This window comes from Chryseobacterium sp. D764 (assembly GCF_019317325.1).
Lineage (GTDB): Bacteria > Bacteroidota > Bacteroidia > Flavobacteriales > Weeksellaceae > Chryseobacterium.
Map to the genome: position 1 here is coordinate 1,226,853 of NZ_CP079219.1, position 24,744 is coordinate 1,251,596.

22 protein-coding genes are annotated in these 24,744 nt (G+C 35.5%); 7 read left to right on the plus strand and 15 right to left on the minus strand.

The features are described from left to right. Position 1: 1 nt before the first annotated feature. The 3 genes from KYG33_RS05525 to KYG33_RS05535 all read right to left on the minus strand — a co-directional run bounded on the left by KYG33_RS05525 (position 2) and on the right by KYG33_RS05535 (position 5,064). Positions 2 to 2,593 carry a DNA gyrase/topoisomerase IV subunit A gene (locus KYG33_RS05525; protein ID WP_077416748.1) on the minus strand — a complete coding sequence of 864 codons (2,592 nt, stop codon included), beginning with the start codon at positions 2,591 to 2,593 and terminating at the stop codon, positions 2 to 4. Beyond that, positions 2,568 to 3,077: a hypothetical protein gene (locus KYG33_RS05530; protein WP_077416746.1), complete on the minus strand. Its 510-nt coding sequence runs from the start codon at positions 3,075 to 3,077 to the stop codon at positions 2,568 to 2,570. The genes KYG33_RS05525 and KYG33_RS05530 overlap by 26 nt, the downstream gene beginning before the upstream one ends. 91 nt (positions 3,078 to 3,168) lie before the next feature. Then, positions 3,169 to 5,064 carry a DNA topoisomerase IV subunit B gene (locus KYG33_RS05535; protein ID WP_077418042.1) on the minus strand — a complete coding sequence of 632 codons (1,896 nt, stop codon included), beginning with the start codon at positions 5,062 to 5,064 and terminating at the stop codon, positions 3,169 to 3,171. Positions 5,065 to 5,204: 140 nt separating this feature from the next. On the opposite strand from KYG33_RS05535, the gene KYG33_RS05540 reads away from it, so the two are divergent. The 3 genes from KYG33_RS05540 (at position 5,205) to KYG33_RS05550 (ending at position 10,267) form a co-directional block, all read left to right on the plus strand. Continuing rightward, entirely contained in the window at positions 5,205 to 8,141 is a 2,937-nt protein-coding gene (locus tag KYG33_RS05540) for a histidine kinase (protein WP_077416744.1), read from the plus strand. After that, on the plus strand, positions 8,110 to 8,835 hold the full coding sequence (locus KYG33_RS05545; RefSeq protein ID WP_077416742.1) for a LytR/AlgR family response regulator transcription factor: 726 nt from the start codon (positions 8,110 to 8,112) through the stop codon (positions 8,833 to 8,835). The genes KYG33_RS05540 and KYG33_RS05545 overlap by 32 nt, the downstream gene beginning before the upstream one ends. Before the next feature lie 208 nt (positions 8,836 to 9,043). After that, positions 9,044 to 10,267 carry a T9SS type A sorting domain-containing protein gene (locus KYG33_RS05550; protein WP_180563921.1) on the plus strand — a complete coding sequence of 408 codons (1,224 nt, stop codon included), beginning with the start codon at positions 9,044 to 9,046 and terminating at the stop codon, positions 10,265 to 10,267. 103 nt (positions 10,268 to 10,370) lie between these two features. On the opposite strand, the gene KYG33_RS05555 is transcribed toward KYG33_RS05550, so the two are convergent. Beyond that, a complete protein-coding gene (locus KYG33_RS05555) occupies positions 10,371 to 10,904 on the minus strand; it encodes a DUF2867 domain-containing protein (protein WP_180563922.1) in 534 nt (177 codons plus the stop codon). A 228-nt stretch (positions 10,905 to 11,132) separates the two neighbouring features. On the opposite strand from KYG33_RS05555, the gene KYG33_RS05560 reads away from it, so the two are divergent. Both KYG33_RS05560 and KYG33_RS05565 read left to right on the plus strand, forming a co-directional pair. After that, entirely contained in the window at positions 11,133 to 12,287 is a 1,155-nt protein-coding gene (locus tag KYG33_RS05560) for a methionine aminotransferase (RefSeq protein WP_219072821.1), read from the plus strand. A 304-nt stretch (positions 12,288 to 12,591) separates the two neighbouring features. Continuing rightward, entirely contained in the window at positions 12,592 to 12,768 is a 177-nt protein-coding gene (locus tag KYG33_RS05565; protein WP_219072822.1) for a hypothetical protein, read from the plus strand. An 83-nt stretch (positions 12,769 to 12,851) separates the two neighbouring features. Here the strand turns inward: KYG33_RS05565 and KYG33_RS05570 are convergent, their stop codons facing one another. Further along, positions 12,852 to 13,616, minus strand: a complete 765-nt coding sequence (locus KYG33_RS05570) for an SDR family NAD(P)-dependent oxidoreductase (RefSeq protein ID WP_180563923.1) — start codon at positions 13,614 to 13,616, stop codon at positions 12,852 to 12,854. 89 nt (positions 13,617 to 13,705) lie between these two features. Then, complete coding sequence (locus KYG33_RS05575) at positions 13,706 to 14,644, minus strand: helix-turn-helix domain-containing protein (RefSeq protein WP_180563924.1); 939 nt, start codon at positions 14,642 to 14,644, stop codon at positions 13,706 to 13,708. Between the two features lie 249 nt (positions 14,645 to 14,893). Between KYG33_RS05575 and KYG33_RS05580 the strand changes: the two genes are divergently transcribed. After that, on the plus strand, positions 14,894 to 15,052 hold the full coding sequence (locus KYG33_RS05580) for a hypothetical protein (RefSeq protein WP_175627246.1): 159 nt from the start codon (positions 14,894 to 14,896) through the stop codon (positions 15,050 to 15,052). A 96-nt stretch (positions 15,053 to 15,148) separates the two neighbouring features. On the opposite strand, the gene KYG33_RS05585 is transcribed toward KYG33_RS05580, so the two are convergent. The 7 genes from KYG33_RS05585 to KYG33_RS05615 all read right to left on the minus strand — a co-directional run bounded on the left by KYG33_RS05585 (position 15,149) and on the right by KYG33_RS05615 (position 22,657). Continuing rightward, complete coding sequence (locus tag KYG33_RS05585; RefSeq protein ID WP_077416728.1) at positions 15,149 to 16,228, minus strand: hypothetical protein; 1,080 nt, start codon at positions 16,226 to 16,228, stop codon at positions 15,149 to 15,151. Positions 16,229 to 16,311: 83 nt separating this feature from the next. Beyond that, positions 16,312 to 17,403 carry a redox-regulated ATPase YchF gene (gene ychF, locus KYG33_RS05590; protein ID WP_077416726.1) on the minus strand — a complete coding sequence of 364 codons (1,092 nt, stop codon included), beginning with the start codon at positions 17,401 to 17,403 and terminating at the stop codon, positions 16,312 to 16,314. 178 nt (positions 17,404 to 17,581) lie between these two features. Next, the gene (locus KYG33_RS05595) at positions 17,582 to 18,133 is read right to left on the minus strand and encodes a ferritin (RefSeq protein ID WP_077416724.1); all 552 of its coding nucleotides are present in this window, start codon (positions 18,131 to 18,133) and stop codon (positions 17,582 to 17,584) included. Positions 18,134 to 18,403: 270 nt separating this feature from the next. Continuing rightward, positions 18,404 to 20,017 carry a glycoside hydrolase family 10 protein gene (locus KYG33_RS05600; RefSeq protein WP_180563925.1) on the minus strand — a complete coding sequence of 538 codons (1,614 nt, stop codon included), beginning with the start codon at positions 20,015 to 20,017 and terminating at the stop codon, positions 18,404 to 18,406. Positions 20,018 to 20,146: 129 nt separating this feature from the next. Further along, positions 20,147 to 21,952 carry a translational GTPase TypA gene (gene typA, locus KYG33_RS05605; RefSeq protein ID WP_077416721.1) on the minus strand — a complete coding sequence of 602 codons (1,806 nt, stop codon included), beginning with the start codon at positions 21,950 to 21,952 and terminating at the stop codon, positions 20,147 to 20,149. A 137-nt stretch (positions 21,953 to 22,089) separates the two neighbouring features. Continuing rightward, positions 22,090 to 22,296: a bacteriocin-like protein gene (locus tag KYG33_RS05610; RefSeq protein ID WP_047385392.1), complete on the minus strand. Its 207-nt coding sequence runs from the start codon at positions 22,294 to 22,296 to the stop codon at positions 22,090 to 22,092. Between the two features lie 109 nt (positions 22,297 to 22,405). Then, positions 22,406 to 22,657: a DUF1294 domain-containing protein gene (locus tag KYG33_RS05615; RefSeq protein WP_077416719.1), complete on the minus strand. Its 252-nt coding sequence runs from the start codon at positions 22,655 to 22,657 to the stop codon at positions 22,406 to 22,408. A gap of 118 nt (positions 22,658 to 22,775) precedes the next feature. Here KYG33_RS05615 and KYG33_RS05620 point away from each other — a divergent pair, with 118 nt between their 5' ends. Continuing rightward, positions 22,776 to 23,132: a hypothetical protein gene (locus KYG33_RS05620; RefSeq protein WP_180563926.1), complete on the plus strand. Its 357-nt coding sequence runs from the start codon at positions 22,776 to 22,778 to the stop codon at positions 23,130 to 23,132. Between the two features lie 91 nt (positions 23,133 to 23,223). Here the strand turns inward: KYG33_RS05620 and KYG33_RS05625 are convergent, their stop codons facing one another. Further along, positions 23,224 to 23,901, minus strand: coding sequence for a YceI family protein (locus KYG33_RS05625; protein WP_077416715.1), 678 nt, complete (start codon positions 23,899 to 23,901; stop codon positions 23,224 to 23,226). Between the two features lie 110 nt (positions 23,902 to 24,011). Further along, positions 24,012 to 24,323, minus strand: coding sequence for a hypothetical protein (locus KYG33_RS05630; protein ID WP_077416713.1), 312 nt, complete (start codon positions 24,321 to 24,323; stop codon positions 24,012 to 24,014). Between the last annotated feature and the right edge of the window lie 421 nt (positions 24,324 to 24,744).

Genomic DNA, 24,744 nt, shown 5'->3' on the forward strand with positions numbered 1-24,744 from the left:
TCTATTCATTTTCGCTATTCCCGTCACCCTGAAACAGATCGCCGATAATTCCTCCGTCTTCATCTGTGTCTCCTGTAGGTTCCGGCTCTTCATAAATCTCCGGTTCTTCTTCCACAGGTTCAGGAATGGTGATATTAATTGCTTTTACTTTAAACTTTGTAAATTGATTTCCGATTGCTTTTATTCCTTTTACGGCAATAAATTCATCAATGTTTATTGTTTCAGCTTCACGTTCTTTGCCTTTATCTTTCGCGAAAATAATTTCTGCAGTGACGTCATTGGCAACGATTACATTTTCAATAAATGATTTCGGGTGCTCAGACGGCATGAAGGTCTGTACGTTTACCGTATTTTCCAGTAAAAATCTCTTGATGAAGTAAATGTCTTTTTCTCCATCATAATAAATACAGGTAATAGGCTGTGCAGGTCTCCATTTTTCCAAAACCAGATATTCATCATCAAAACGGTTACCCAAATCAAAAGAAACAAGCTTTACTTCACCGTTTGTATTGATAGTCAGAATTTTGTCATCCCCTTTGAAACTTCCAAGTAATGTTCCTCTTACATCAGCGTTCAGTCTTCTTACGGTATCATCAAACCAGATTTTTCTAGGTGCCAGAGTAGAAACTCCTTCTTCCTTCATATCTACTTTCTTTACCGCATATTTTGTCACCAGGTTTCCTTTGGAATCACGTCCTTTGATGGCAAGTTCGGAGAAATTGATCTCCATTTTGTTCTTTCTGATTCTTGGATTTGGTTTTAAAAGCACTGTTACTGTTTCTGCTTCACCATTAGGATTTGCCGAAAAATACAGTGTTTCGGAACCTTTTTTATCTGAAGCTAACGGATAATCTGTATTTCTTGTCACTCCGGTTACTGAGAAACGTTTCATATAATATGGTCCTTCTCTTCCCTCCCGGTAGATCATATTATACACTGTTCTTTTATCATTTTTCTTCCAGATGGCAACGTGCAGGATATCTTTTCCAACAAACGTTTTCGCCTCTACTTTTACCACTTTCATGCTTCCGTCTTTTCTGAAAATAATGATATCATCAATGTCAGAGCAATCGAACAGATACTGGTCTTTCCTCAGGGATGTTCCGATAAAGCCTTCTTCAAAATTGGCATAGAACTTTTCATTAGCCACCGCTACTTTTGTAGCATCAATGGTATCAAAAATTCTAAGCTCTGTCTTTCTCTGTTTCTCTTTACCGTACTTTTTCTGAATATTTAAATAATAATCGATGGCATAAGCGATCAGGTTGGCCAGGTGATATTTCACCTGTTCTATTTTACCTTCCAGTGATGCAATATTTTCTTTAAATTTATCTAAATCGAATCTTGAAATTCTCTTGATTCTGATTTCAGTCAGTTTTAAGATATCCTCTTCAGTAACCGCTCTTAAAAGATGTTTGGTATGTGGTTTTAATCCGGCATCAATCGTCTTTAACACATCTTCCCAGGTTTTCACCTCTTCAATATCGTGATAGATTCTATTTTCAATAAAAATTCTTTCCAGTGAAGAGAAATGCCAGCTTTCCTGAAGTTCGTGAAGTTCAATTTCAAGTTCCTTCTTCAATAATGACACCGTATGGTCCGTATTCATTTTCAGGATATCGGAAACATTCATGAACATAGGTTTGTCACCTACAATCACACAGGCGTTCGGAGAGATTGTCACCTGACAGTCCGTGAATGCATACAGGGCATCAATTGTTTTATCCGGTGAAACATCATTATGGATATGAATCAGGATTTCTACTTTATCTGAAGTATTATCCTCAATCTTTTTAATTTTGATTTTCCCTTTCTCATTGGCCTTTAAGATAGAATCAATAAGGTCAGTTGTCGTTTTCGAGTAAGGAAGTTCGGAAATCACCAATGTATGTTTATCCGTTTGGGTAATTTTGGCTCTGGCTCTTACTTTTCCTCCTCTGTGCCCGTCATTATATTCTGAAACATCCAGATAACCGGCTGTTAAAAAGTCCGGATACAGCTCAAATCTCTTTCCTTTCAGATAAGCTACTGATGCGTTGATAAGCTCATTGAAGTTATGCGGAAGTATTTTTGTGGAAAGCCCTACTCCAATACCTTCTACTCCCTGTGCAAGAAGCAAGGGAAATTTTACCGGCAGGTCTACAGGTTCATTATTTCTTCCGTCGTAAGATTTGGTCCATTCTGTAGTTTTAGGATTAAAGACTACTTCCAGCGCAAAAGGAGTCAGCCTTGCTTCAATATATCTTGCCGCAGCCGCAGAGTCTCCTGTATAAATATTCCCCCAGTTTCCCTGAGTATCTATCAGCAGTTCTTTCTGTCCTACCTGCACCATGGCATCTGTAATGGAAGCATCTCCGTGTGGGTGGTATTTCATGGTATTTCCCACGATGTTCGCCACTTTATTGTAACGGCCGTCTTCCAGTTCCCGCATAGAGTGCATAATTCTTCGCTGAACGGGTTTTAAACCGTCATACACCGAAGGGATAGCTCTGTCCAAAATTACATAGGAAGCATAATCCAGAAACCAGTCTTTATACAGACCGGAAACCTTCTTTAAACTTTCACCCTCATGCGAATATTCTTCTGTCGTCATCTGTTTTTTTGTCTTTATTCTCTTTATTAGCTTTTACTACTTTGTTTAAAGAGAGTTTTAAATCGTTTACTTCTTTTCTGTTCAAATAAGAGATCTGATATTTCAGTATAGTAGATCCATTATTCTTACTTGAAACGGTGATGTATAATCTTTTGATAAATAAAATACTGACTACATCATATTTTATCAGCTTATATTTTGGAAATTCATCATGAAGAGGCTTGTTTAAAAAAGGAATAATATTCCTGTTTTTAAAGTTCAGAGCTTCTCCATCGCTGTCATATTCAAAAATCTGCCGTCCACAAATATAAAAGATAATCAGCATCATAATAGGAACAATAATCAGTAAATAACTTTCATCATCCAGCGCATTAAACCTATATTTATTAGCTATAAATACAATTACTCCAAGTACCATTATCATAAGAAGAAGGGTGCTTAAAAAGTTATAAACTGATGCTTTATTACGGTTACTTAGTCTCATTTGATTTTTTTTGTTGTAAGTTTCCTAATCTCTTACTTCAAAATGTGTTTTTTTTGCCCTTCTGCATTGTTCTCAAGGAGAGTTTTAATATTTAATTTTTCTGATTTTCTACTTCATCCAGAATTTCTTTTTTAGCAATATCAGTATCATCTTCCACAACAAGGTTTTCAAGAATGAAAGCTTGTCTGTCCGGAGTGTTTTTTCCCATATAAAACTCCAGAAGCTGTTCAATGGTTTGGTCTTTCCCTAATACCACAGGTTCCAATCTGATATCCTGACCTATAAAATTCTTGAATTCATCCGGAGAAATTTCTCCTAATCCCTTAAATCGTGTGATTTCAGGATTTTTCCCAAGATCATTTAATGCTTTTACTCTTTCAGCTTCTGAATAACAATATCTTGTTTCTTTCTTATTTCTTACCCTGAATAAAGGAGTCTGAAGAATATAAAGGTGTCCGTTTTTAATCAGATCCGGGAAGAACTGCAGGAAGAAAGTAATCATCAGCAAACGAATGTGCATCCCATCAACATCGGCATCGGTTGCAATAATCACCTGATTGTATCTCAGGTCTTCCAGACTTTCTTCAATATTTAAAGCAGCCTGAAGAAGGTTAAATTCTTCATTTTCGTATACCACCTTCTTGGTAAGGCCATAGCAGTTCAATGGTTTACCTTTCAGTGAGAATACAGCCTGTGTTTCCACATCTCTGGATTTTGTGATAGATCCTGATGCAGAATCTCCCTCGGTAATGAAGATCTGAGTATCACCTTTTCTTTCGGCTTTCTGATCGTTATAATGCTGTCTGCAGTCACGAAGTTTTTTGTTGTGAAGAGAAACTTTCTTAGCTCTTTCTCTAGCCAGTTTCTGAATTCCGGAAAGTTCTTTTCTTTCTCTCTCAGAAATCAATATTTTTCTTTGGATGGCTTCCGCAATTTCCGGGTTCTTATGTAAGAAATTATCCAGTTTACTTTTTAGAAAATCAATGATAAATGTTCTTACGGTAGGTCCGTTCGGCCCCATATCATTAGATCCTAATTTTGTTTTGGTCTGGGATTCAAAAACAGGTTCTTCTACATTGATGGAGATAGCGGCAATGATAGACTTTCTGATATCAGAAGCTTCAAAACTTTTATTAAAAAACTCACGGATTGTCTTCACATAAGCTTCACGGAATGCATTAAGGTGGGTACCGCCCTGCGTGGTATTCTGTCCGTTTACGAATGAGAAATAGGTTTCCATCTGAGATTTGTCAGTATGGGTGATTGCCACTTCAATATCATCATCTTTTAAATGAACAATAGGATAAAGGGTTTCACTTTCCAGTTCTTCTTCAAGGAGATCTTTAAGACCATTTTCAGAGAAATAGGTCTCTCCGTTGAAAAGAATTTTAAGCCCTGGATTCAGGTATGCATAATTTCGGAGCATTCTTTCGATATACTCTTTTCTGTATTTGAAATGCAGGAATATATCACCATCCGGAATGAAAGAAATTTCAGTACCGTTTCTGTCTGAAGTCTCTTTTTCTTCAAAGTTCTCTTTGATAAGTCCCTGGGAGAATTCTGCGGCTTTCATTTTCCCGTCACGGAAAGAACGTACTCTGAAATACTCAGAGAGCGCATTTACCGCTTTGGTACCTACCCCATTTAATCCTACAGATTTTTTAAATGCTTTACTGTCGTATTTACCTCCGGTATTCATTTTGGAAACAGCATCTACTACTTTTCCCAATGGGATTCCACGTCCAAAGTCACGAATTGTAACTTTTCCGTCATCCACTTTTATTTCGATTCTTTTACCTGATCTCATCCTGAACTCATCAATGGAGTTATCCAGGATTTCTTTAAGCAGAATATAAATACCGTCATCCGCGGAAGATCCGTCACCAAGCTTCCCAATGTACATGCCGGGACGCAGACGGATATGTTCCTGCCAATCGAGGGTTCTAATATTATCTTCTGAATAGGTTGGATTTATTTCTTGTGACATATATGATTTCAGCAAACATACAAAAGTACAAAATTGTATAAAATTATCCGAATTTTTCAGTTTGTTTTTTAAAGATTTCCCCAAAAAAATTGCAGTATTATCAATCAAATTATATAATTTTCACAATTATTCTACTAAATGTGAAAAAAATTATAATCTCTTGTTTATTTTTCTTCATTTTACTGGCTGTTTCATTATGTAATGCTCAAATTCCCGGGATGGTACATTATAATGAAGGAGACGGTCTCAACAGCTCATATACCTATGGATTGAATCAGGATGAAAATGGATTCATCTACCTGGGAAGCGACACTGGCTTTTTCAGGTTTGACGGAGCAGAATTTAAGCAGTTCGGAAGTAAAAACGGGCTCAAGAACATTGAGATCCTGGATTGTTTTCCAATTCCGGACAACGAAATGTTTATTATTTCTTTCCTGAATGATTTTGCATATCTGAAGAAAGGCAAAATCATCAACTCAGACCGCAATCCGGAGTTGAAAAAAATAAAATTTACTTATACTACACTCAGCCATATCAACGGAAATACGGTCTATCTGTATGAGGGAGACAATCCCAAAAACATATTAGTTTACAAGAACGAAAAAATCACGACAATACCTATTTTTATCCATCAGAATGCTTCGGATAATTATTTTACTTTCGGATTGAATATGGCAAACGGAAACCTTTATATTTCTGATAGATATAAAAAGAAGAATCTCGAAGTCTATAATGTTTTCACCCGAAAAAAAACAGTCTGCAATATTTCTATCGAAAAAAATACAGTGGTAACAAGGAAGGGAGATTTTTTTATTTTAAAAAACGGAAGAAAGATTGATATATACAGAGTTTATCATCAGTTCCATTTCAAAAAAATTGCTTCCTATACAGCTCCCGAAAACATACACCGTCTGGCCATTGATAAAAACTCCCGGATCTGGGCCTGTCTTGAAAATGGTGGTGTTTTATATTTCAAAAATCCTTTCATGGAAACAGAAGGCTTATCAAATCCTATCCGATTGATGGATGGCTACATTATCCATGATGTACTGACAGATAAAGATAACAATCTTTGGTTTTCTACCAGAAACAATGGCCTTTTCTTTATTTCGGACCTGTTTTTCAGAAATTATATTCATTTTCCTGTGAAGAACAATTCATCTCATATCACGGCTATTGCAAAAAACGGAAACAGGATCTACCTCGGTTATAATGAAGCCAAAGGCGGTATTTATCATAACGGAGTCATCACGAACCTTCATTTGGGAGAAAGCTCTCAAATGGAGAACAAAGCCATTTTGTCTGATGGAAATACAATCATCTTCGGACTTTCCAGAAATCCAGTCCGGTATAATACAGTAACAGGAGAAAAACAGGTCCTGAAGGAAAATGTCATTAAAAACATGGTTCCCTATACTTCGGGATCTGCACTTTTCTGTACTCTGGAAGGTCTTATTGCCTATAATCACCATAAAGGATCCTACGAAAAGCTGATGATGGGCAACCGGATTTATACTGCATTACCTTATACCCGGGACAGCATCTTTGCCGGAACATTTAAAGACCTCTATAAGCTGAATACCACTACAAAAAAGAAAAGGCTGTTTCTGGAGGGATATTATTTTACAGACATTAAAAAGCTCAGTGATAATCTGTATGCAGGTGCAACCAATCTTAACGGAATTATTTTGTTTAATAATTTCAGAGTGATCAAAAAAATCATGGAAAGCGATGGTCTTCCGACAAGACAGATCAAAAAAATAGAAATAGAGAATGAAAAGGTTTTCTGGGCAAGTACCAATTACGGTCTCAGCAGAATTGAATTTAAAGATAAAAAATTAAAAATCAATAATTTCACCCATACAGATGGTCTTCCCTCAAATGTTGTTGCAGGATGTATTATTTCCGGAGATACCGTTTATGCAGGTACATCAAAAGGTATGGGTATTCTCTCTATTAAAAACCTTTTGAGCCAGCAGAAATCTGTTCATAAAAAAGTAATCATTAATTCTGTAAAGATCGGGAATAATCTCTTTTATGATCCTGGCCAGCCACTGGAAGGCAAGACTCCGGATAACAGCCTGACTTTTAATGTAAGTTTTCCGGATTTTGCTTCACAAGGGCAAATCAGCTACCAGTATAAAGTTGAAGGACTAAGTGAAGACTGGCAAACCGGCAGTTCCCCGAATATTACTTTCAACTCTATTCCACCAGGGGATTATACTTTTAAAGTTTTCGGATTGGGTTACAACGGGAGAAAGTCGTATGTCTCTACCGATCTTCATTTTGAAATCAAACCTGCATTCTGGCAAACGTGGTGGTTTAAACTGCTTCTTGTCTTCATTGGAGCTGCTGCATTATCTATGCTGATCACATTTTATTTTCAGAAAAAGAGAAATAAAAAACTGGAGACTTTATATTATGAAAAGAAAATTGCAGAGCTGGAACTTCAGGCCATTAAAGCACAGATTAACCCGCATTTTATTTATAACTGTCTCAATTCCATTCATTTTTTACTGTATAAAAAAGATTATTATGAAGCGGAGAACTACCTTAATACCTTTTCTGTAATGATCCGGAAAACGCTTCATTATTCCGAAAAAACCTTCATGCCCATAAAAGAAGAAGCAGAATACCTGTCTTTATACCTGAATATGGAAAAACTGCGCCTGAAAGATCTTTTTGATTATAAAATTACCGTTTCTGAAAATGTAAATGAAAGCTGGACTGTTCCTTCACTCCTCATTCAGCCTTTTGTAGAAAATGCCATAAAACACGGTATAGCGAATCTTCAGGACAGAAAAGGAAACATTGAAGTGTTGTTTCAATATACAGGAACAGCTCTCTGTGTGATTGTTGAAGACAACGGTGTGGGCATTGGAAAGAAGCTTCATTCTAATGCAAATTCTTTTGGAGTAAAATTATCTGAAAAGAGAATTGAAACATTCAGACAGCTTTTTGATACTAATATCATATTAGAAATAACCGATCTTCAGGAGAAAGAGAAAAGACCGGGAACTCAAATCACACTTTATATTACACCTTATGAAAACCAAAATACAGGCATACATCATTGATGACGAGCAGGATGGAAGAGATTATATCTCCCTGCTGCTGGAGAATGAATTTCCAGAAATAGAGAACACCCACCAGGCAGCCAGTGTAGAGGAAGCCTATATTTATCTTTCCAAAAACTCACCAGACATTCTTTTTCTGGATGTTCAGCTGAAAGACGGAACTGCATTTGATCTTCTTTCAAAGTTCAGAGAAGTTGATTCAAAGATTATTTTCATTACAGCTTTTGAAAATTTTGCGATTCAGGCCATTAAAAACGGAGCTGCCGATTACCTTTTGAAACCCATCAAAAAAATGGAGTTCATCATTGCCGTGAATAAAGTACTGGAAAGCATCAGAAAAAGTAAAAATACAGTAAGTCTTCAAAATAATAAGATCAGCCTTCCAACACTGCAGGGATTTAAACTCACAGATATCAGTGAAATTATTCGCTGTGAGGCAGATTCCAGCTATACCACATTTTATTTCACAGATAAGAGCAAGATCATTGTTTCCAAAACACTCCACGAGTTTGAAGAACAGCTTTCAAAATATAGTTTTTTCAGGATCCATCATAAACATCTGATCAATCTGTCTCATCTTAAAGAATACATCAAAGGAAAAGGCGGCCAGGTAGTGATGGCAGATCATTCTGTATTGGATGTTTCTGTCCGCAAAAAAAATGATTTCCTTCACCGGATAGGATATCTTGATTAAAAAATAACTCAAGGCCCATCGAAAACTAAAATTACTATTCAACTACAATTAAATACAACTTACTGACACTTACTAGGATAACAAATACACTTATCAACCGGTATTACCGAACGCCTTAATATCATAATACCTTTACCAGAAGTCAATACACAAAATTTAATTCTAAAGTTTTTTGTTGATTTTTGATCTATAAAATCAATGCTGTATTATGATAAAAGCTTACATTTTTACCATCTGCATTTTTCTGGGCGGTCTGCTTTTCAAAGCACAGGCACCCTGCTCAGATTTTAATTCATCTACCTTGCCTGCCGGAAACTGGGTTCATGCTCCTTATCCTAATGGCAATGTAACCGTTTCAAGCGGCACTCCCAATGCTCTGGATGGTTCTCAGTTTCTAAAACTAATTGATGACTCCGGAGGTTCAAGACTTGTCAATACCGTAGATTTTAAAAATCTGGGGCAACGGTTTCCGGGGCAATGTTTATTTTTTGATTTCTATCTTGAAAATGATGGAACTTTTAATGGGTCTCCGCCCATACATCCAGCCATTCACATTATGTCCGGCAGCAAAATAATCACGTTTGTCGCCAATATCACTGTAACTGAAGGAAGCGGATGGGTACGGGTACGGGCTCCCATTGCCAATTGCAGCGGCTCTGTTCTGCCTTCCAATTCTGAAGGAACCTGGACAATGGATCCCAGCAGCGGTACAACCTGTATAGACTTCAACAACATCATCAATAATTCAACTGCTGTAATGATTACTCCCGATTATACATCAAATCCCTCTGAAATAGTATGGTATGACAACATCTGTGTAAAACCATGTGCTGACTGTGACCCGAATTTCAAACTTGAAACCTCATTCAGTTCTACAAGCAATACTGCAACAGCCAAGGTATTTTTAGACAGCTATAATCCTCCTAACAATTATTCTGTAAACTGGGGAGATGGAACACCGCTTACTGATCATATGACTTCACACACTTATAATACCCCCGGTTCATACACGGTATGTGTCATTCAATCTGATAGCAAAGGTTTAAAAAAATGCAGCACCTGCATTACATTTTGTTATTCAAGAAAAGTAATTTTAAAAGAAACTGACAACACAGGTCTCCGCAGTGAACATCCTGATCTGGAAGCCATTTCGAAAGAGGAGCTTCAGGCGGCCAGAAAAAGAGATATTTCTTTGGTTCCGAATCCTGCCAAAAATTATGTGGATGTACAGACATCTCTTTCAAAGAAGGAAAAGGCAGCCGTAAGAATTATTGACAGCTCAGGAAAAACAGTATTAGAAAAGTCTGAAAATCTCAATAGTGGAAACCAAAACATCAGATTGAATACTGAAAAGCTGATCCAGGGAACTTATATTGTTGAACTCACATCTGAAGGAAAAACCGGTTCACAAAAACTAATAATCTCCAAATAAATAGCCAAGAAAATAATAACCAAAATACGGTCTCAAAAGTCAAACAATTTAACTTTTGAGACTGTCTCTTTCCATCCCCCAATCATTTGTAAGGGGTAAATATTTATCTTTTTTCTAATTGTTCTATCATATTTTTCAGCATAGCAGGTACAATCAGCTTATGAAAAGGGTGAACAGGAAGAAAATATAATACACCCAGCCAGTTATGAAACTTTACTGTAGTTGATATGGTAAGTGATTTTTCGTCAAGATGTTCTTTATTTTCATCAAATAAAAGTGAAACTCTGAAATCCAGATGTTTATCATCTTCCCCAATAACAATTTCATTATTTGTTTTATCAAACACTTTAAAAATACCCATGCGCTCTCCCACTTCACATTTAAAATCCCTTTTCTGCTGACTTTCTGTTTCATATCCGGTCTTCAGCCCCAATAATCTTACTGCTTTATTTCTGAAACCAAACATTTTCTTTCCCCATTTAGGTCCGCTTGTAAAGAATATTTTTCCGATTTCTGAAATATCAATATTCCGGCTCCCATGGGTCAATTCTCCTTCAAAACTATCACTATAATCAAAATCTTTTTCCCCTTGGGATAAAACTGATTTTTCAGGAAACTCCGTCTTCTTAATCTTCATTGTCATTGTTTTTAATAGCTGTGTGTCTAACAAATGTAGGCATCTTTCTGTAAATTAAAAAGAGAAAAACCAAACATATGTTTAAAATCATATTTATTCATAAACTTTATCATTTAAACCATTAAACAGTTCAACATCAGCCTTAAACCTCTCTCTATTTAATTTTTATTTTTATAAATAGAGTCTGTTTTAAATATTTCATTAAATTCGATCAACAAAACTGTTTTTATGATACAACTTCCTTTATCAAAACTTTCCAATGTAGGAACTACTATTTTCAGTCAGATGACTCAGCTTGCCAACGAAAATGAAGCGATCAATCTTTCTCAGGGATTTCCGGATTTCATGCCTGATCCTGAATTGTTGAATCATGTAGATCACTTTATTAAAAAAGGCTTTAACCAGTATGCTCCGCTGGGAGGAATGATTGGACTGAAGGAAGAAATTGCCAGAAAAATTGAGAACAGCCATCATGCAATTTATCATCCTGACTCCGAAATAACAATTACAGCAGGCGGAACACAGGCTATTTTCACAGCCATTGCTTCTTTTATCAAAAAGGATGATGAAGTGATTATTTTTGAACCGGCCTATGATTGTTATGAACCTACTGTAGAACTTTTCGGAGGTATTGTAAAACGTTTTGAAATGAAAGCTCCGGATTATAAAATCGACTGGGCTGCCGTAAAAAATCTTGTCAGTGACAAAACCAGAATGATTATTCTCAATAATCCCAACAACCCATCCGGAAAAATCCTGACAGAAAATGATATACAAGAGCTTATTAAGCTGGTAAAAGGGACTTCCATTCTTATTTTAAGTGATGAAGTGTATGAAAATATTGTTTTTGACGGAAAACAGCATTTAAGCATTTGTAAATATCCGGAATTGAAAGAAAGGAGTCTTCTTGTTGCTTCTTTCGGGAAACTTTTTCACGTTACCGGATGGAAAGTAGGCTACTGCGCTGCTCCCAAAATCTTAACGGATGAATTCAGAAAAGTACACCAGTTCAACGTTTTCTGTGTGAATACTCCTATCCAGTTTGCACTGGGTGAGTACATGAAACATGATGAACATTATACCCAACTGAATCAGTTTTTCCAGGAGAAAAGAGATTTTCTGAGAAAAGGTCTTGCAGGAACATCTTTTGAACTGCTGGATTGTGAAGGAACTTATTTTCAGGCAGTAAAGTATGATAAGATTTCGGATAAAAACGATTTTGATTTTGCATCTGAGCTTACCATTAATCATAAGGTTGCCAGTGTTCCTTTCTCTTCATTTTATAAGAATAAACTGAATGAAAATGTGATAAGATTATGTTTTGCCAAGAAGCAGGAAACTTTGGAAAGGGCAATTGAGAATTTATCAAGAGTATCATCATAGTTTTTGCGTGCTTTTGTGGGAGCTTAGAGACAAAGATCTTTACTCCAATTACCATTGCGAGCAAAGCAATCTCATTGAAATTTATGGATTTAGTATTGAAAACGCTAAGACGCAAAGGAACTTTAAAAGTAAACGTTTTAAGGCGCAATGATTTTATCTCCGATAAAATTGTACTGTTCTAAAAATGAGGTAGATATTTCAAGGTCATTTCAGATGACGAGTTTATTTTTTTCTTTAATAAGTGACTTATTGTTCATGATTTTCATATATTTATAAAATAACTAATCCATTAAATATCAAAATCATGAAAAAGGGAATCATCTCACAAGGAAAAAAATTAAACAAAAGAGAATTAAGTACAATCAATGGAGGTTTAGGTAACGTAAGATGTACCAATTCTTCTGGGTACTGTGTATACATCGGGCCTGGATGCAGAGAGCTTAAATGCCAGCTACCTGAACCCCTTGAAGCTGTTGAGTAATAATACTCCAAAAAAATGACAAATAATAATTCGGCCGGCTCAAATGAGCCGGCCGAATTATTATAAAGATGATTCTTCAAATGTTATAAAAACATTCCTCCTGAAACTTCAATTCTTTGTCCATTGATCCATCTTGCATCTTCCGTACACAGAAATGCCACTACACCGCCGATATCATCAGGAAGTCCTACTCTTCCTAAGGCCGTAGCACCCGCCACTACAGCGTTGATCTCTTCATTATCTCTTACTCTTCCTCCTCCGAAATCTGTTTCAATAGCTCCAGGAGCCACAACATTAGCTTTGATTTTTCTTGATCCTAATTCTTTGGCCATATATTTTGTGAGCATTTCTACCCCAGCTTTTATAGATCCATAAATAGAAGATCCCGGAGTTGCAAATCTTGCCAATCCTGAAGATATATTGATAATTCCTCCCCCATCATTCATGAATGGCAAAAATTTTTGAGTCAGGAAAAACACTCCTTTGAAATGAATGTCTACAACATCATCCAGCTGTTCTTCCGTTACTTCCGTAATGGGTGAATATAAAGCTGTTCCTGCATTATTGATCAGGTAATCAATATGAGTACTTCCTGTATTTTCCTGCAGATGATCCGTAACTTCTTTTACAAAGGCATCAAAACTTTTAATGTCTTTTGTATCCAGTTGGAAAGCAACAGCATTTCGGCCCATTGATTTTATTTCATTCACAACAGCTTCAGCCTCTTCCTTATTGCTTCTGTAGGTAATAATAACGTCTAATCCTTTTTGAGCGATCTTTAGAGCTGAGTTCTTGCCCAATCCACGGCTTCCTCCGGTTACCAGTGCGATATTTGCTTTTGTGTTCATTGTATTTTGATTATTTTGATGGTACAAAGTTGGGACATTTTCAGACTGAAGTGTTTGCTTGAATCAATCTGAAATTTGCAAAATTCAAATCAGGAACGAAATTCTAACGGGGTAAAGGAAGTTTTCCTTTTAAAAAAATTAGAAAAGTGGGCAATTTCTTCGAACCCCAGAGCATAGGATATCTCTGAGACGTTCCATTTGGTCTGTTTTAAGAGTATTTTTGCTTCCTGAGTGATTCGGTCAGAGATAAATTCTGTAGTCGTTTTTCCGGTGCTTTCTTTTAATCTTTTGTTTAAATAATTGACATGAACCGCCAGTCGGTCTGCATAATCTTTGGCGGTCTTCAGCTGCAGTCTCTGATCCCAGGATTCAATAGGAAATTGTCTTTCTAACAGCTCTATAAACAGAGAAACCACTCTCATAGATGCATCATTTGATGCGGATATTTTGGTAGCTGGCTGTAGTTTCTGCCCATAATGAATGAGTTCCAGAACATAGTTTCTGATCAGATCATATTTAAAAACATAATCTGAATCTATCTCTTTTTTTATTTTTTTAAAGAGGCTCTCTATCTCTTCTGCAAGCTCATTGTCAATTTCAAATACAGGTACTCCTCCAGGTTGAAAAATAGGGAGATCTTCGAGATTATAATAGGATTTATCTTTAATGAAAAAGTCTTCTGTAAATACACAGAAACTCCCCGACTGATCAGCATCTTCAGGTATCCAATGGTACGGAACTTTTGGAGTGGCGAATAATAAAGCGTTCTGTTTTATTGATATTACTTTGTCAGCATATTCTGCCCTGTTTCGCCCTCGTATAAAACTTATTTTATAGTATTTCCTTCTGTTATAAGGCATTTCGGAAGTAGTCTTTGCTCTTTCGAGTGTCTGGGCAATATCAAAAACATTAAAGTGTCCGATATCTTTATGAAGTCCTTTTGGAAAAATACTTTCGAGATCTTTACCTAATTTGGCGGCCATCTCTTTATAAAAATCTTCCAGTGAGGTATTTGCTACTTTTTCCATGGCAGATGATTTGTAAAATTCAAATATACGAACTTATGAAACAGCCTGTTTCAAATTGATTACATTTTCAAAATAAAACATCTTATTCATATATTGAAAAACTCTGCAGACTTATTGATTTAATGTAAAATCAATAACCAATATTAAAATATTTCATTAAAAAATTATTCTTTTTTTTCTAAACACAGTGATATACTTCATTTATTTTTCTTACATTCGCTAGCACTAACTCACTAAAAATCAAAACTAATGAAAAATCAAAATTTAACTAACGGAAAAAAATTGAACAAAAAACAATTAAGAGTAATTACCGGAGGAAAAGAAATGTGTCTTCTTCCAGATCTGACTTGTAAGAAATTTTCTTTTGCCTGTGCAGAATTACAATGCCAGCCTGGTATTGAAATTTAATAAACCAACAACACGAAAAAGCTGAAAAGCTTTTATCATTATAAAAAGTCGCTTCCCAGCAAGGGAGTGACTTTTTTAATTTTATTTCCGCATTTATTAGATAACAATACCTCCAATATTCTTTAGAACCCATTTACCTTCTACATATTCTGCTGCATAATCATTTGTAAAACTGCTGCCTGATTCATAGATATAAAATACATTTGGATCCCGATCATTGGTTTGAATTTTGGAAATATCTTCCTCAATGACATCGGTTATTCTGGTATAATAGGTTTGATTGTTTTTTTCTTCAGGTATAAATAATACTCTGATTTCAGGATTGATCTGGTGGAAGTAATCGCAATCATTCTTATAAATATGGAATGTATAATGTAATTTTTTCATATTTGTCATTCCATAATTTGGCAGCAACAATTCATAGAGCTGGGTAAATTTATTCTTTTCAGATGTAAACATAGGATTCATATCATCAAAATCGTTGATTCCGTCACCATCTGTATCCTTACTATCAGGGTTTAAACCAAAACTTTTTTCAAAAATATCATTGTAACCATCGTTATCTGAGTCTTTCATCAGGTCTTTTAAATTTATTTTAAATAATTTTCCATCTTCCATCGCTGAATAATCATCATAACCCGGAAGTCCCGCTATCTTTATGATTTTCACAAGACTTCCTTCAAATTGAAGAAACCCGTCTTTGATGATGGGCATTTCCAGCATTTCATTTATATAATAATGGCTAAAGCTCAATCCTATAAAATAAGCCTTAGGTATATTATTTTCAATTTTCAGCAGCCAGAATCCCATGCTATTTCGTCCTAAAGCGTACAGAATATTTCCTGCCTGCTGCTGAGAATAATATAAAAACTGATCTGAAAATTTATCCCTTACTATTTTAAATTCTTTGTCCTGTCTATTAAATATATTTTCAGACTCATCAGAACTGATATTGGCATGACTTACTATACTGTCTTCCTTAAAACTCCTGTATTCTTTAAGATTTATAATTTCAAGATAATCAGGTTTCTCGTTCAATATCTGTTGAATGGTATAAGGCTTCTGCTCTTTATAATCTTCAAATACCTGATCTCTGTGATTGACAAAGCACTTTTTTTCTATGGATTGGGAGCAGGAGAAAAATAAGATAGGAATAGCTAAATAAAAGATTCTCATAGTAAAAGTTTAGATCATGAATGCAAAAAACGCTCCCAAATACATGGAAGCGTTTTTTATTATAAACGAACTTTAATATTTTCTTATACATTGAATCTAAAGTGCATGATGTCTCCATCCTGTACTATATATTCTTTACCTTCTACAGAAAGTTTTCCGGCTTCTTTAATCTTTACTTCAGAACCGTAATGGATATAATCATTATACTTGATTACTTCTGCACGGATAAATCCTTTTTCAAAATCTGTATGGATTACTCCTGCAGCCTGTGGAGCGGTCCATCCCTGTCCAATAGTCCAGGCTCTTACTTCTTTCACTCCGGCTGTAAAATAAGTCTGAAGTTTCAAAAGATCATAAGCTTTTCTAATCAAACGGTTAACTCCCGGCTCAGTAAGACCCAACTCATCAAGGAAGATTTCTCTTTCTTCAAAAGTTTCAAGCTCGTTGATATCAGCCTCGATCTGTGCTGCCAATACTACTACTTCAGCACCTTCACCTTTAGCCATTTCTTCAATCTTAGCAATCCAGTCATTTCCGTTTTTGATAGAATTTTCATCTACGTTACAAACGTAAAGTACAGGCTTATTGGTTAGCAACTGAACTTCTCCGATAATTGATTTTGCAAAATCATCAGTCGCAAATTCTCTTGCATTTTTACCATCCTCAAGGAATTTCTGTAAGTTCTGAAGGATTTCGTAAGTAAGAATATCCTCTTTCTTTCCTGACTTGATGAATTTCTTAGCTTTTTCAACTGCTTTTCCTACTGTTTCAAGGTCTTTCAGCTGAAGCTCTATATCAATAATTTCTTTATCTCTTAAAGGATCTACTGAACCTTCAACGTGGATGATATTTCCGTTATCAAAACATCTTAAAACGTGAATGATTGCTTCACACTCGCGGATATTAGCCAAGAACTGGTTCCCCAATCCTTCTCCTTTGCTGGCTCCTTTTACAAGACCTGCAATATCAACAATCTCAACTACCGCTGGTAAAACTCTCTCAGGCTTTACTATTTTCTCCAGTTCAAAAAGTCTCTGATCCGGTACAGAAACCGTCCCAAGGTTCGGCTCAATAGTACAGAAAGGATAGTTTGCTGATTGAGCTTTTGCATTACTCAAACAGTTAAAAAGAGTTGATTTACCTACATTCGGCAGGCCTACGATTCCACATTTCATATTGTAAAATTCAAAGTTTAAGGTTTAGGGCAACCCAAGGTTTCTCCAACTTTAAACATTGAACTCTGAACCTTGAATTACGAGTGTGCAAAGATAGTGATTTTTGAGGGAGTTTCATAATAAAAAAATCTGTCAATATTCTGACAGATTTCCTAAAGGTTCGGATTCACCGGCTGTTTTATGGATTATTTCCCGTAGCATTCTGAGCCAGCGGGACATCATTCGGTGCTTCCTGTAAAGTTTTATCTAAAGTAAATAAAGATTCATCGGTAGCTCTGTCACCACCAGCGATTTTTAATTTATCAATTAAGTTTTGAGCTAATGTTTCTTCTTCAATCTGTTCCTGTACAAACCACTGCATAAAATTCCAGGTTGCCCAGTCTTTTTCTTCCATGGAAAGATCTACAATTCTGTAAATAGCGGTTGTATTGTCAACTTCATGTTTAAAAACGCCATCAAAACAAGCTGTAAGAGATTTCGGATCTGCAGGGGGAGCAGGAATAGCGTTTACTTTTGGTTTTCCACCTCTGTTTAAAATGTATTCCATGAATTTGATTGAGTGATTTCGTTCTTCCTGGGCATGACGGTAAAGAAAGTTGGCAATTCCCTGATAGCCTTTATCATCGGCCCAAATTCCATAGGATAAAAAAATGTGTGATGCATGAATCTCCTTATTCATCTGGTCACTAAGTGCTTTTTCCATATTGGTGGAAAGTCTTTTAGTATTCATAATGTTATATTTTGGTGATTATGGGATGAATCATGCAAAAATGATTCCGATGCAATTTATATTTTAAACATAATTATTTATTTAAATTTTTATTTAATTGAAAATCATTATTTTAAATTAATAATTTATAGTTATTCTAAAATAAAAACCAGTTTTCAAGTAGAACTGGTTTTTAAATTTATAACTGAGATTGCTTCCTCTTACGGTTCGTAATGACTAATAGTAGATAGAAGTTTTCAAATTAACTTTTTTGCCTTTTATCAAAAAATACTATTTAATTTTTCTGGCGATATAGTCACTTTCATTTCCTAATCTGTCAATGGCTTTTATAGCAACTGCACTCAGCTTTTTACCGTCTTTAAATTTAGGAATGTCTTTTGAAAGGGTATCTAACGTCAAAATTTCCGTTTGCCATACTCCATTGTATTGTGTAAAAAGAACCCACTGGAAAACATCAGCAGCATTTTTCGTACTCCAGCTTGTCTGTGCGAAGCTTCCGTTGTCTGCAATAAACAATGTAGGAGTTTGCAATGGAACCGCTTTTATCCATGGCGATTTTGGTACTAATGCTTTTTCACTGTACGGTCCGCTTTTCAAAGCAGGCAGCATATTTGGATTTTTCGTAAGCCCAGCAATACTCCAGTGAATTTCTCCGGCATCATTTTTCAGAATATTTCGGGAAATTGCAATCTGATTTTTGATTTCCGTAGGACGGTCTGATACTTTGATCTCAACAGTATTTAATCCCGGCCATAAGTGACGGTTCATAGTATTTTCAGACTGCCACCAGCTTAACAGGGCTTCAAAACTCTGTCCTTTGGAATCGATGGGCCAGTAAAGTTGTGGTGAAAAATAATCTACCCAGCCTTTATTTAACCATAATTTAGCATCTGCATACAGCTCGTCATACTGTGAAGATCCTACAACTCCAGCAGGATATCCAGGTTTCCATATTCCGAACGGGCTGATCCCGAATCTTACATTATTTTTTTCTGCATGAATTTCTTTGTAAATACGTTCTACAAATTTATTCACATTATCTCTTCTCCAATCTGCTCTGGATAAGGTACCGCCACTGCTTACATAAGCGTTCCAGGTAGCATTATCGGGAAAATCAGCACCTCTGTTATAGGTGGCATAAGGATAGAAATAATCATCAAAGTGAACGGCATCAATATCGTATCTTTTTACAATATCTTTCACCACATTGGATACGTGCCCTTGTGTTTTTGGATTAGCAGGATCAAACCAGTACATCCCGTTTTTTAATCTTAAAACAATATCGGACAGTTTATTGGCCATTGACAGACTATTCACGGCACCACCATTGGCATGGTGTGCACGATAAGGATTTAACCAGACATGCAGTTCCAAGCCTCTTTTATGAGCTTCTTCTATCCAAAACTGAAGTGGGTCATAGTTCGGAGAAGGTGCCTTTCCTGTTTCGCCGGTCAGAAAGTAAGACCAAGGTTCAATATTACTTGTATAGAGGGCATCTGCAGAAGGTCTGATCTGAAAAATAGCAGCATTGAAATTGTTATCTTTCAAGATATCAAGCATACTGATTGCTTCTGCTTTTTGCTGTTCCACCGTAAGATCATTTCTTGACGGCCAGTTGATATTGGCTACACTCGCGATCCATGCTCCACGGAATTCTCTTTTGATTTCCGGAAGATTGGTTCTGAAATTTTCTTCAGTTGGAGTTGTTGTCCCTGTAGTTGGTTTTGTTATTACAACAGGCGCTTTTGGTGGAGTTGTATTGTTAGTGGGTTTTGTTGGATTCTTCGTGGAAGGTGTTTTTACAACATTGTTCTGTACGGAACATGAGGTGTAAGATGCAAAAACGCCCAATAAAACGATAAGTTTTAATTTATTCATTCTCATAGTCACAACACTACTTTAAAATTTATTTTTTATTTGTCAGAGATTATTATGCCAAAATAAGCATTTTAATGGGTTTATATAGAAAAAGCCTCGAAAATCGAGGCTTTGATTTTATGTATAAGATTTTTATTATGCTTTTGCAGATCTTTCTACTCTTTTTCTTTCTTCTTCAGAAAGTAATTTCTTTCTCATTCTGATAAAGTTTGGAGTTACCTCAATTGCTTCATCAGCCTGGATGTATTCCATACATTCTTCAAGAGAGAATAATATTTTTGGTGCAACACCTGTATCTTTATCTTTTCCAGAAGCTCTCATGTTATTCAACTGTTTTGCTTCAACGATGTTTACTACCAAGTCACCTGGCTTATTTTGCTCACCGATAACCATACCTGCATAGATCTCCTCACCTGGATCAACATAGAACTTACCTCTATCCTGTAATTTAGCGATAGAATATTCTGTAGCTGGACCTTGAGTTTTGCTGATCAATACACCATTACTTCTTCCAGGAATAGCTCCTTTGAAAGGCTTATATTCTGTGAAACGGTGTGCCATAATAGCTTCACCTGCAGTAGCTGTCAACATTTGAGAACGCAATCCAATCAAACCTCTTGAAGGAATTTCGAATTCCATGTGCTGCATTTCACCTTTAGTTTCCATAATGTGAAGGTCTCCTTTTCTCTGGGTCGCCAAGTCGATAACTCTTGAAGCATATTCTTCAGGAACGTCAACAACCAAAGATTCATAAGGCTCACATTTTTCTCCGTCGATTTCTCTCAAGATAACCTGTGGCTGACCAATTGTCATTTCGTAACCTTCTCTTCTCATTGTTTCAATTAAAACTGACAAGTGAAGAATACCTCTACCAAAAACCAAGAAAGTGTTTGCATCATCCGTCTGCTGAACTCTTAATGCTAAGTTTTTCTCTAATTCTTTGTATAATCTTTCTTTAAGGTGATTTGAAGTAACATATTTACCGTCTTTACCGAAGAAAGGTGAATTGTTGATAGAGAACGTCATGTTCAACGTAGGCTCATCAATTGCAGTTCTTTCCAATGGTTCAGGATTTTCAAGATCTACGAAAGAGTCTCCAATCTGGAAAGCATCAAAACCTACTACAGCACAGATATCTCCTGCTTGTACTTCAGTTACTTTTTTCTTCCCTAATCCTTCGAAAACGTATAGTTCTTTTACTTTTCCTTTTACAATTTTTCCATCTGCCTGAGCAAGACCGATCCATTGAGATTCTTTAAGTTCACCTCTTGTTACTTTTCCAATTGCAATTCTTCCTAAGAAAGAAGAGAAATCTAATGAAGTAATCTGCATCTGAAGGCTTCCTTCCGTTACTTTCGGTTCAGGAACATATTGTAAAATACCATCTAATAATGGCATAATATCTTCAGTTTGCTCTAAAGAAGTGTTGAACCAACCTTGTTTTGAAGATCCATAGAATGTAGGGAAATCCAATTGCTCTTCTGTAGCTTCAAGATTGAAGAATAAGTCAAATACCTTATCGTGAACTTCGTCAGGACGGCAGTTTGGTTTATCTACTTTATTGATTACCACTAATGGTCTCAATCCTAGTTCCAATGCTTTCTGTAGTACGAATCTTGTTTGTGGCATTGGTCCTTCGAACGCATCTACCAACAAAATAACTCCATCAGCCATTTTCAATACTCTTTCTACTTCTCCACCAAAATCGGCGTGACCAGGAGTATCAATTACGTTAATTTTTGTGTCTTTATAAGTAACAGAAATATTCTTGGATAAGATTGTGATCCCTCTTTCTCTTTCAAGATCGTTGTTATCCATAATTAACTCCCCACTCTCCTGATTTTCTCTGAAAATGTTGGTAGCGTGAATGATCTTGTCAACCAAAGTCGTCTTCCCGTGGTCAACGTGTGCGATAATCGCAATATTTCTAATGTTTTGCATAAAAGATTTTTACGGGTGCAAAAGTAGTGATTTTTAATGAAAAAATATTTACTTATACAAATATTTAATATTATGTTTAAAATACTTATTTACAAGACAATAAAAAAAGAGTGTTCCAAAAACACCCTTTAGTCTATCTATATACAGATTTGTACTTCACATGGATCTACTGCAGGCGGTTCTCCACAAATAATGTCAAATTCACCACAATTGCTGGAAAATCCGGTTCCCCAACCCCATCTTACAGCACATGTATCTGCATCTTTACATCTCACCATTCCTTTAATGATTCCTCCCTGAACTGATTTCATTTCAGTTCTGGAAATTTTTCTAAGATTTCTCATGTTGTTTTATTTATTTGTTATTAGCCTGATAAAATTATTAAAAAAAACGTAACAACAATTATTTATTACAATATTTAACATTAAAAAAAACAGCATAGCTTACTTTATATCAATACCTTATCAATCTGTAAAAAAGTACCAGGTCAATTAAAACCACAATAAAAAATTTCACAAGAAATGATTTTTTGGAAACTTTATGATTGAAAATAATCATTCCAGAGGCTGCTCCTACAACACCTATAAGAGATATTCCTAAAAGCATATTTTCTGAAATTCTCCATTGCTGTTTTTTGGCTTGCCATTTATCAAAACCGAAGACACCAAATGTAATCAGATTAGCTATGAATAGAAAAGGAATCATTTTAAAATTAATTTAAAACAAAAATAAAGTTTAATTTATATATAGGAAAATCCCGGAATTTAAATCAAGATACAGAATAAGATTATTTAAATTTGCCCTCCGTTAAAAAAACAAATTAATGACAGTACACGATCTGGCGGGAAGCTATGCTATTGAAGGAAGCAACCAGGAAGAGGCTTCGCAGGCTTCTTATCATGGTATATTAACCTTATCCATAGATGAAAACAACCGTATTATTGCTCAATGGGTTATTGGTGATCATCTGCAAAATGGTACAGGATTTTACAAAGACCATATTTTAGTCATCAACTTCAATTATGAAGGAGACGATCATAGCATCTATAAAGGAGTTGCTGTATACCGCTGTCTAAGTAAGGATATACTGGATGGTTTCTGGTCTGAAAAACATGGTAATCCTCTGTATCTAGGGAGTGAATATTGTGTGAGAATTCAGAATTCAAAAATTTTGAACTGATTTCTTTTTAAAAAGGGTAAAAGAATGGTTTTAAAAATAAAAAGAGCTGCCTTAATCAAGACAGCTCATTCGTTATTAAAGTTTAAATAACTTATTTTTTAGCTTTTACATCGATAGCAATCTCGATATCTTTGCTGATCATCCATTCTGCCGGATCTGCTTCTGAAGTACCAAACTTAAGTCCCCAATCAGCTCTGTTTACAGTAAATTTAGCCTGAATAGCCGCTGAATTTTCTGCTACATCTACTTTAGCAGGGAAAGTAACATTCAATGTCTTTCCTGATAATGTAAGGTTTCCGCTTACTGTCTTATTAGCTCCTGCTACTGCATCTTTCGGTGCTTCTTTCAAATCTACAACACTTGTAATTTTGAAATCTGAGGTAGGGTTTTTCGCTGTATCAAAGAAATCAGGAGTTTTCAAGTGAGTTTCAAGGTCTGCAGGTTTTTTATCTTTTTCTGTTACTGAAGCCGGATCTACCTTAATAGAGTTCATATCGATTACGAAGTTTCCTGCAGAAACCTGACCTCCGTCAACACTGATATCTCCAGATTTTACAGTAAGTGTTCCCCAACGAGGTGCCATACCTCCTTTATGGAAAGCTTTCCAGTTTACTACTGAACCTACTGTATCTACTGCAAGTGTTTCACCTTTGCTCTCCGCTACGGTTTGCTCCTGAGCTGTAGCTGCAGTATCTGCTGATTTCCCTTTATTACATGATGCCAAAAGCAATCCTACTCCTACTAATGCAATTACGCTAATTTTTTTCATATTGAACTGTTTTAAAAAAGTTTATTGAAATTTTGTTGTTTTCGGGTACAAAAATAGAAAAACCTATTCGGAGGCACCTTATCATACATCAAGAAATACAAAATTATATATTATTTGCAATTGTAAACCCATTTACGAGACACCTCTCTTCTGTATTGTGAGTCATAGCTGCTAGAGAATTCCTGATTCTTTACCGTTTCATTTCTAAAGCAATCTTCAGCATTGTCTTCCTGAAGATCACCTTTAGCAATCCATCCTGTATCGGAATAATCTGTATAACTGCCATCATGTTCATTTTTTAATACAACAATCCGTTCATACTCCTGTACCTTACACTTGCATATTTTAGGCTCTTCAGGCTCTCTTTGATAACAAGACGCTAAAAAAGAACAGCAAATGAATAATGTAAATATTTTTTTCATGTTATTAGTTTTGATATTATAAAAACATAAACTAAGTAAAATATTTAAATACAAAACCACAGTAAATAGAAATTTAAAAATTAATTTTCAATCACTTAAGATTACATTCATAAAGGCCGAAGATAGATTTTTAATTTATTTAATACAGGAAACCATAAATTTACACCAACGATTTGTCTAAACTTAAATCTTTATACAATCTTCATTGTTTATAAGTACAGTTTTACAACAATGATGATGCAAAGAAGTATAAAGTTATTATAATAGGATATGATAAAAACAATGATACTCCGCTTTATTATAATGAAGTACTGCCTTAATTAATTTTAAGTTTTTTATTACAGCCTGATTGCATTTTGTTGTAATCAGGCTTTTTTATAGCTGTATTTTATTTTTTTCTCATTCCAAAACGCTATTTTAG

What these genes read in the sequence shown, in the direction of transcription:
- KYG33_RS05525 (WP_077416748.1), bottom strand. Translation starts at nt 2,593, where the DNA reads ATGACGACAGAAGAATATTCGCATGAGGGTGAAAGTTTAAAGAAGGTT.
- KYG33_RS05530 (WP_077416746.1), bottom strand. Translation starts at nt 3,077, where the DNA reads ATGAGACTAAGTAACCGTAATAAAGCATCAGTTTATAACTTTTTAAGC.
- KYG33_RS05535 (WP_077418042.1), bottom strand. Translation starts at nt 5,064, where the DNA reads ATGTCACAAGAAATAAATCCAACCTATTCAGAAGATAATATTAGAACC.
- KYG33_RS05545 (WP_077416742.1), top strand. Translation starts at nt 8,110, where the DNA reads ATGAAAACCAAAATACAGGCATACATCATTGATGACGAGCAGGATGGA.
- KYG33_RS05550 (WP_180563921.1), top strand. Translation starts at nt 9,044, where the DNA reads ATGATAAAAGCTTACATTTTTACCATCTGCATTTTTCTGGGCGGTCTG.
- KYG33_RS05555 (WP_180563922.1), bottom strand. Translation starts at nt 10,904, where the DNA reads ATGAAGATTAAGAAGACGGAGTTTCCTGAAAAATCAGTTTTATCCCAA.
- KYG33_RS05560 (WP_219072821.1), top strand. Translation starts at nt 11,133, where the DNA reads ATGATACAACTTCCTTTATCAAAACTTTCCAATGTAGGAACTACTATT.
- KYG33_RS05565 (WP_219072822.1), top strand. Translation starts at nt 12,592, where the DNA reads ATGAAAAAGGGAATCATCTCACAAGGAAAAAAATTAAACAAAAGAGAA.
- KYG33_RS05570 (WP_180563923.1), bottom strand. Translation starts at nt 13,616, where the DNA reads ATGAACACAAAAGCAAATATCGCACTGGTAACCGGAGGAAGCCGTGGA.
- KYG33_RS05575 (WP_180563924.1), bottom strand. Translation starts at nt 14,644, where the DNA reads ATGGAAAAAGTAGCAAATACCTCACTGGAAGATTTTTATAAAGAGATG.
- KYG33_RS05580 (WP_175627246.1), top strand. Translation starts at nt 14,894, where the DNA reads ATGAAAAATCAAAATTTAACTAACGGAAAAAAATTGAACAAAAAACAA.
- KYG33_RS05585 (WP_077416728.1), bottom strand. Translation starts at nt 16,228, where the DNA reads ATGAGAATCTTTTATTTAGCTATTCCTATCTTATTTTTCTCCTGCTCC.
- ychF (WP_077416726.1), bottom strand. Translation starts at nt 17,403, where the DNA reads ATGAAATGTGGAATCGTAGGCCTGCCGAATGTAGGTAAATCAACTCTT.
- KYG33_RS05595 (WP_077416724.1), bottom strand. Translation starts at nt 18,133, where the DNA reads ATGAATACTAAAAGACTTTCCACCAATATGGAAAAAGCACTTAGTGAC.
- KYG33_RS05600 (WP_180563925.1), bottom strand. Translation starts at nt 20,017, where the DNA reads ATGAGAATGAATAAATTAAAACTTATCGTTTTATTGGGCGTTTTTGCA.
- typA (WP_077416721.1), bottom strand. Translation starts at nt 21,952, where the DNA reads ATGCAAAACATTAGAAATATTGCGATTATCGCACACGTTGACCACGGG.
- KYG33_RS05610 (WP_047385392.1), bottom strand. Translation starts at nt 22,296, where the DNA reads ATGAGAAATCTTAGAAAAATTTCCAGAACTGAAATGAAATCAGTTCAG.
- KYG33_RS05615 (WP_077416719.1), bottom strand. Translation starts at nt 22,657, where the DNA reads ATGATTCCTTTTCTATTCATAGCTAATCTGATTACATTTGGTGTCTTC.
- KYG33_RS05620 (WP_180563926.1), top strand. Translation starts at nt 22,776, where the DNA reads ATGACAGTACACGATCTGGCGGGAAGCTATGCTATTGAAGGAAGCAAC.
- KYG33_RS05625 (WP_077416715.1), bottom strand. Translation starts at nt 23,901, where the DNA reads ATGAAAAAAATTAGCGTAATTGCATTAGTAGGAGTAGGATTGCTTTTG.
- KYG33_RS05630 (WP_077416713.1), bottom strand. Translation starts at nt 24,323, where the DNA reads ATGAAAAAAATATTTACATTATTCATTTGCTGTTCTTTTTTAGCGTCT.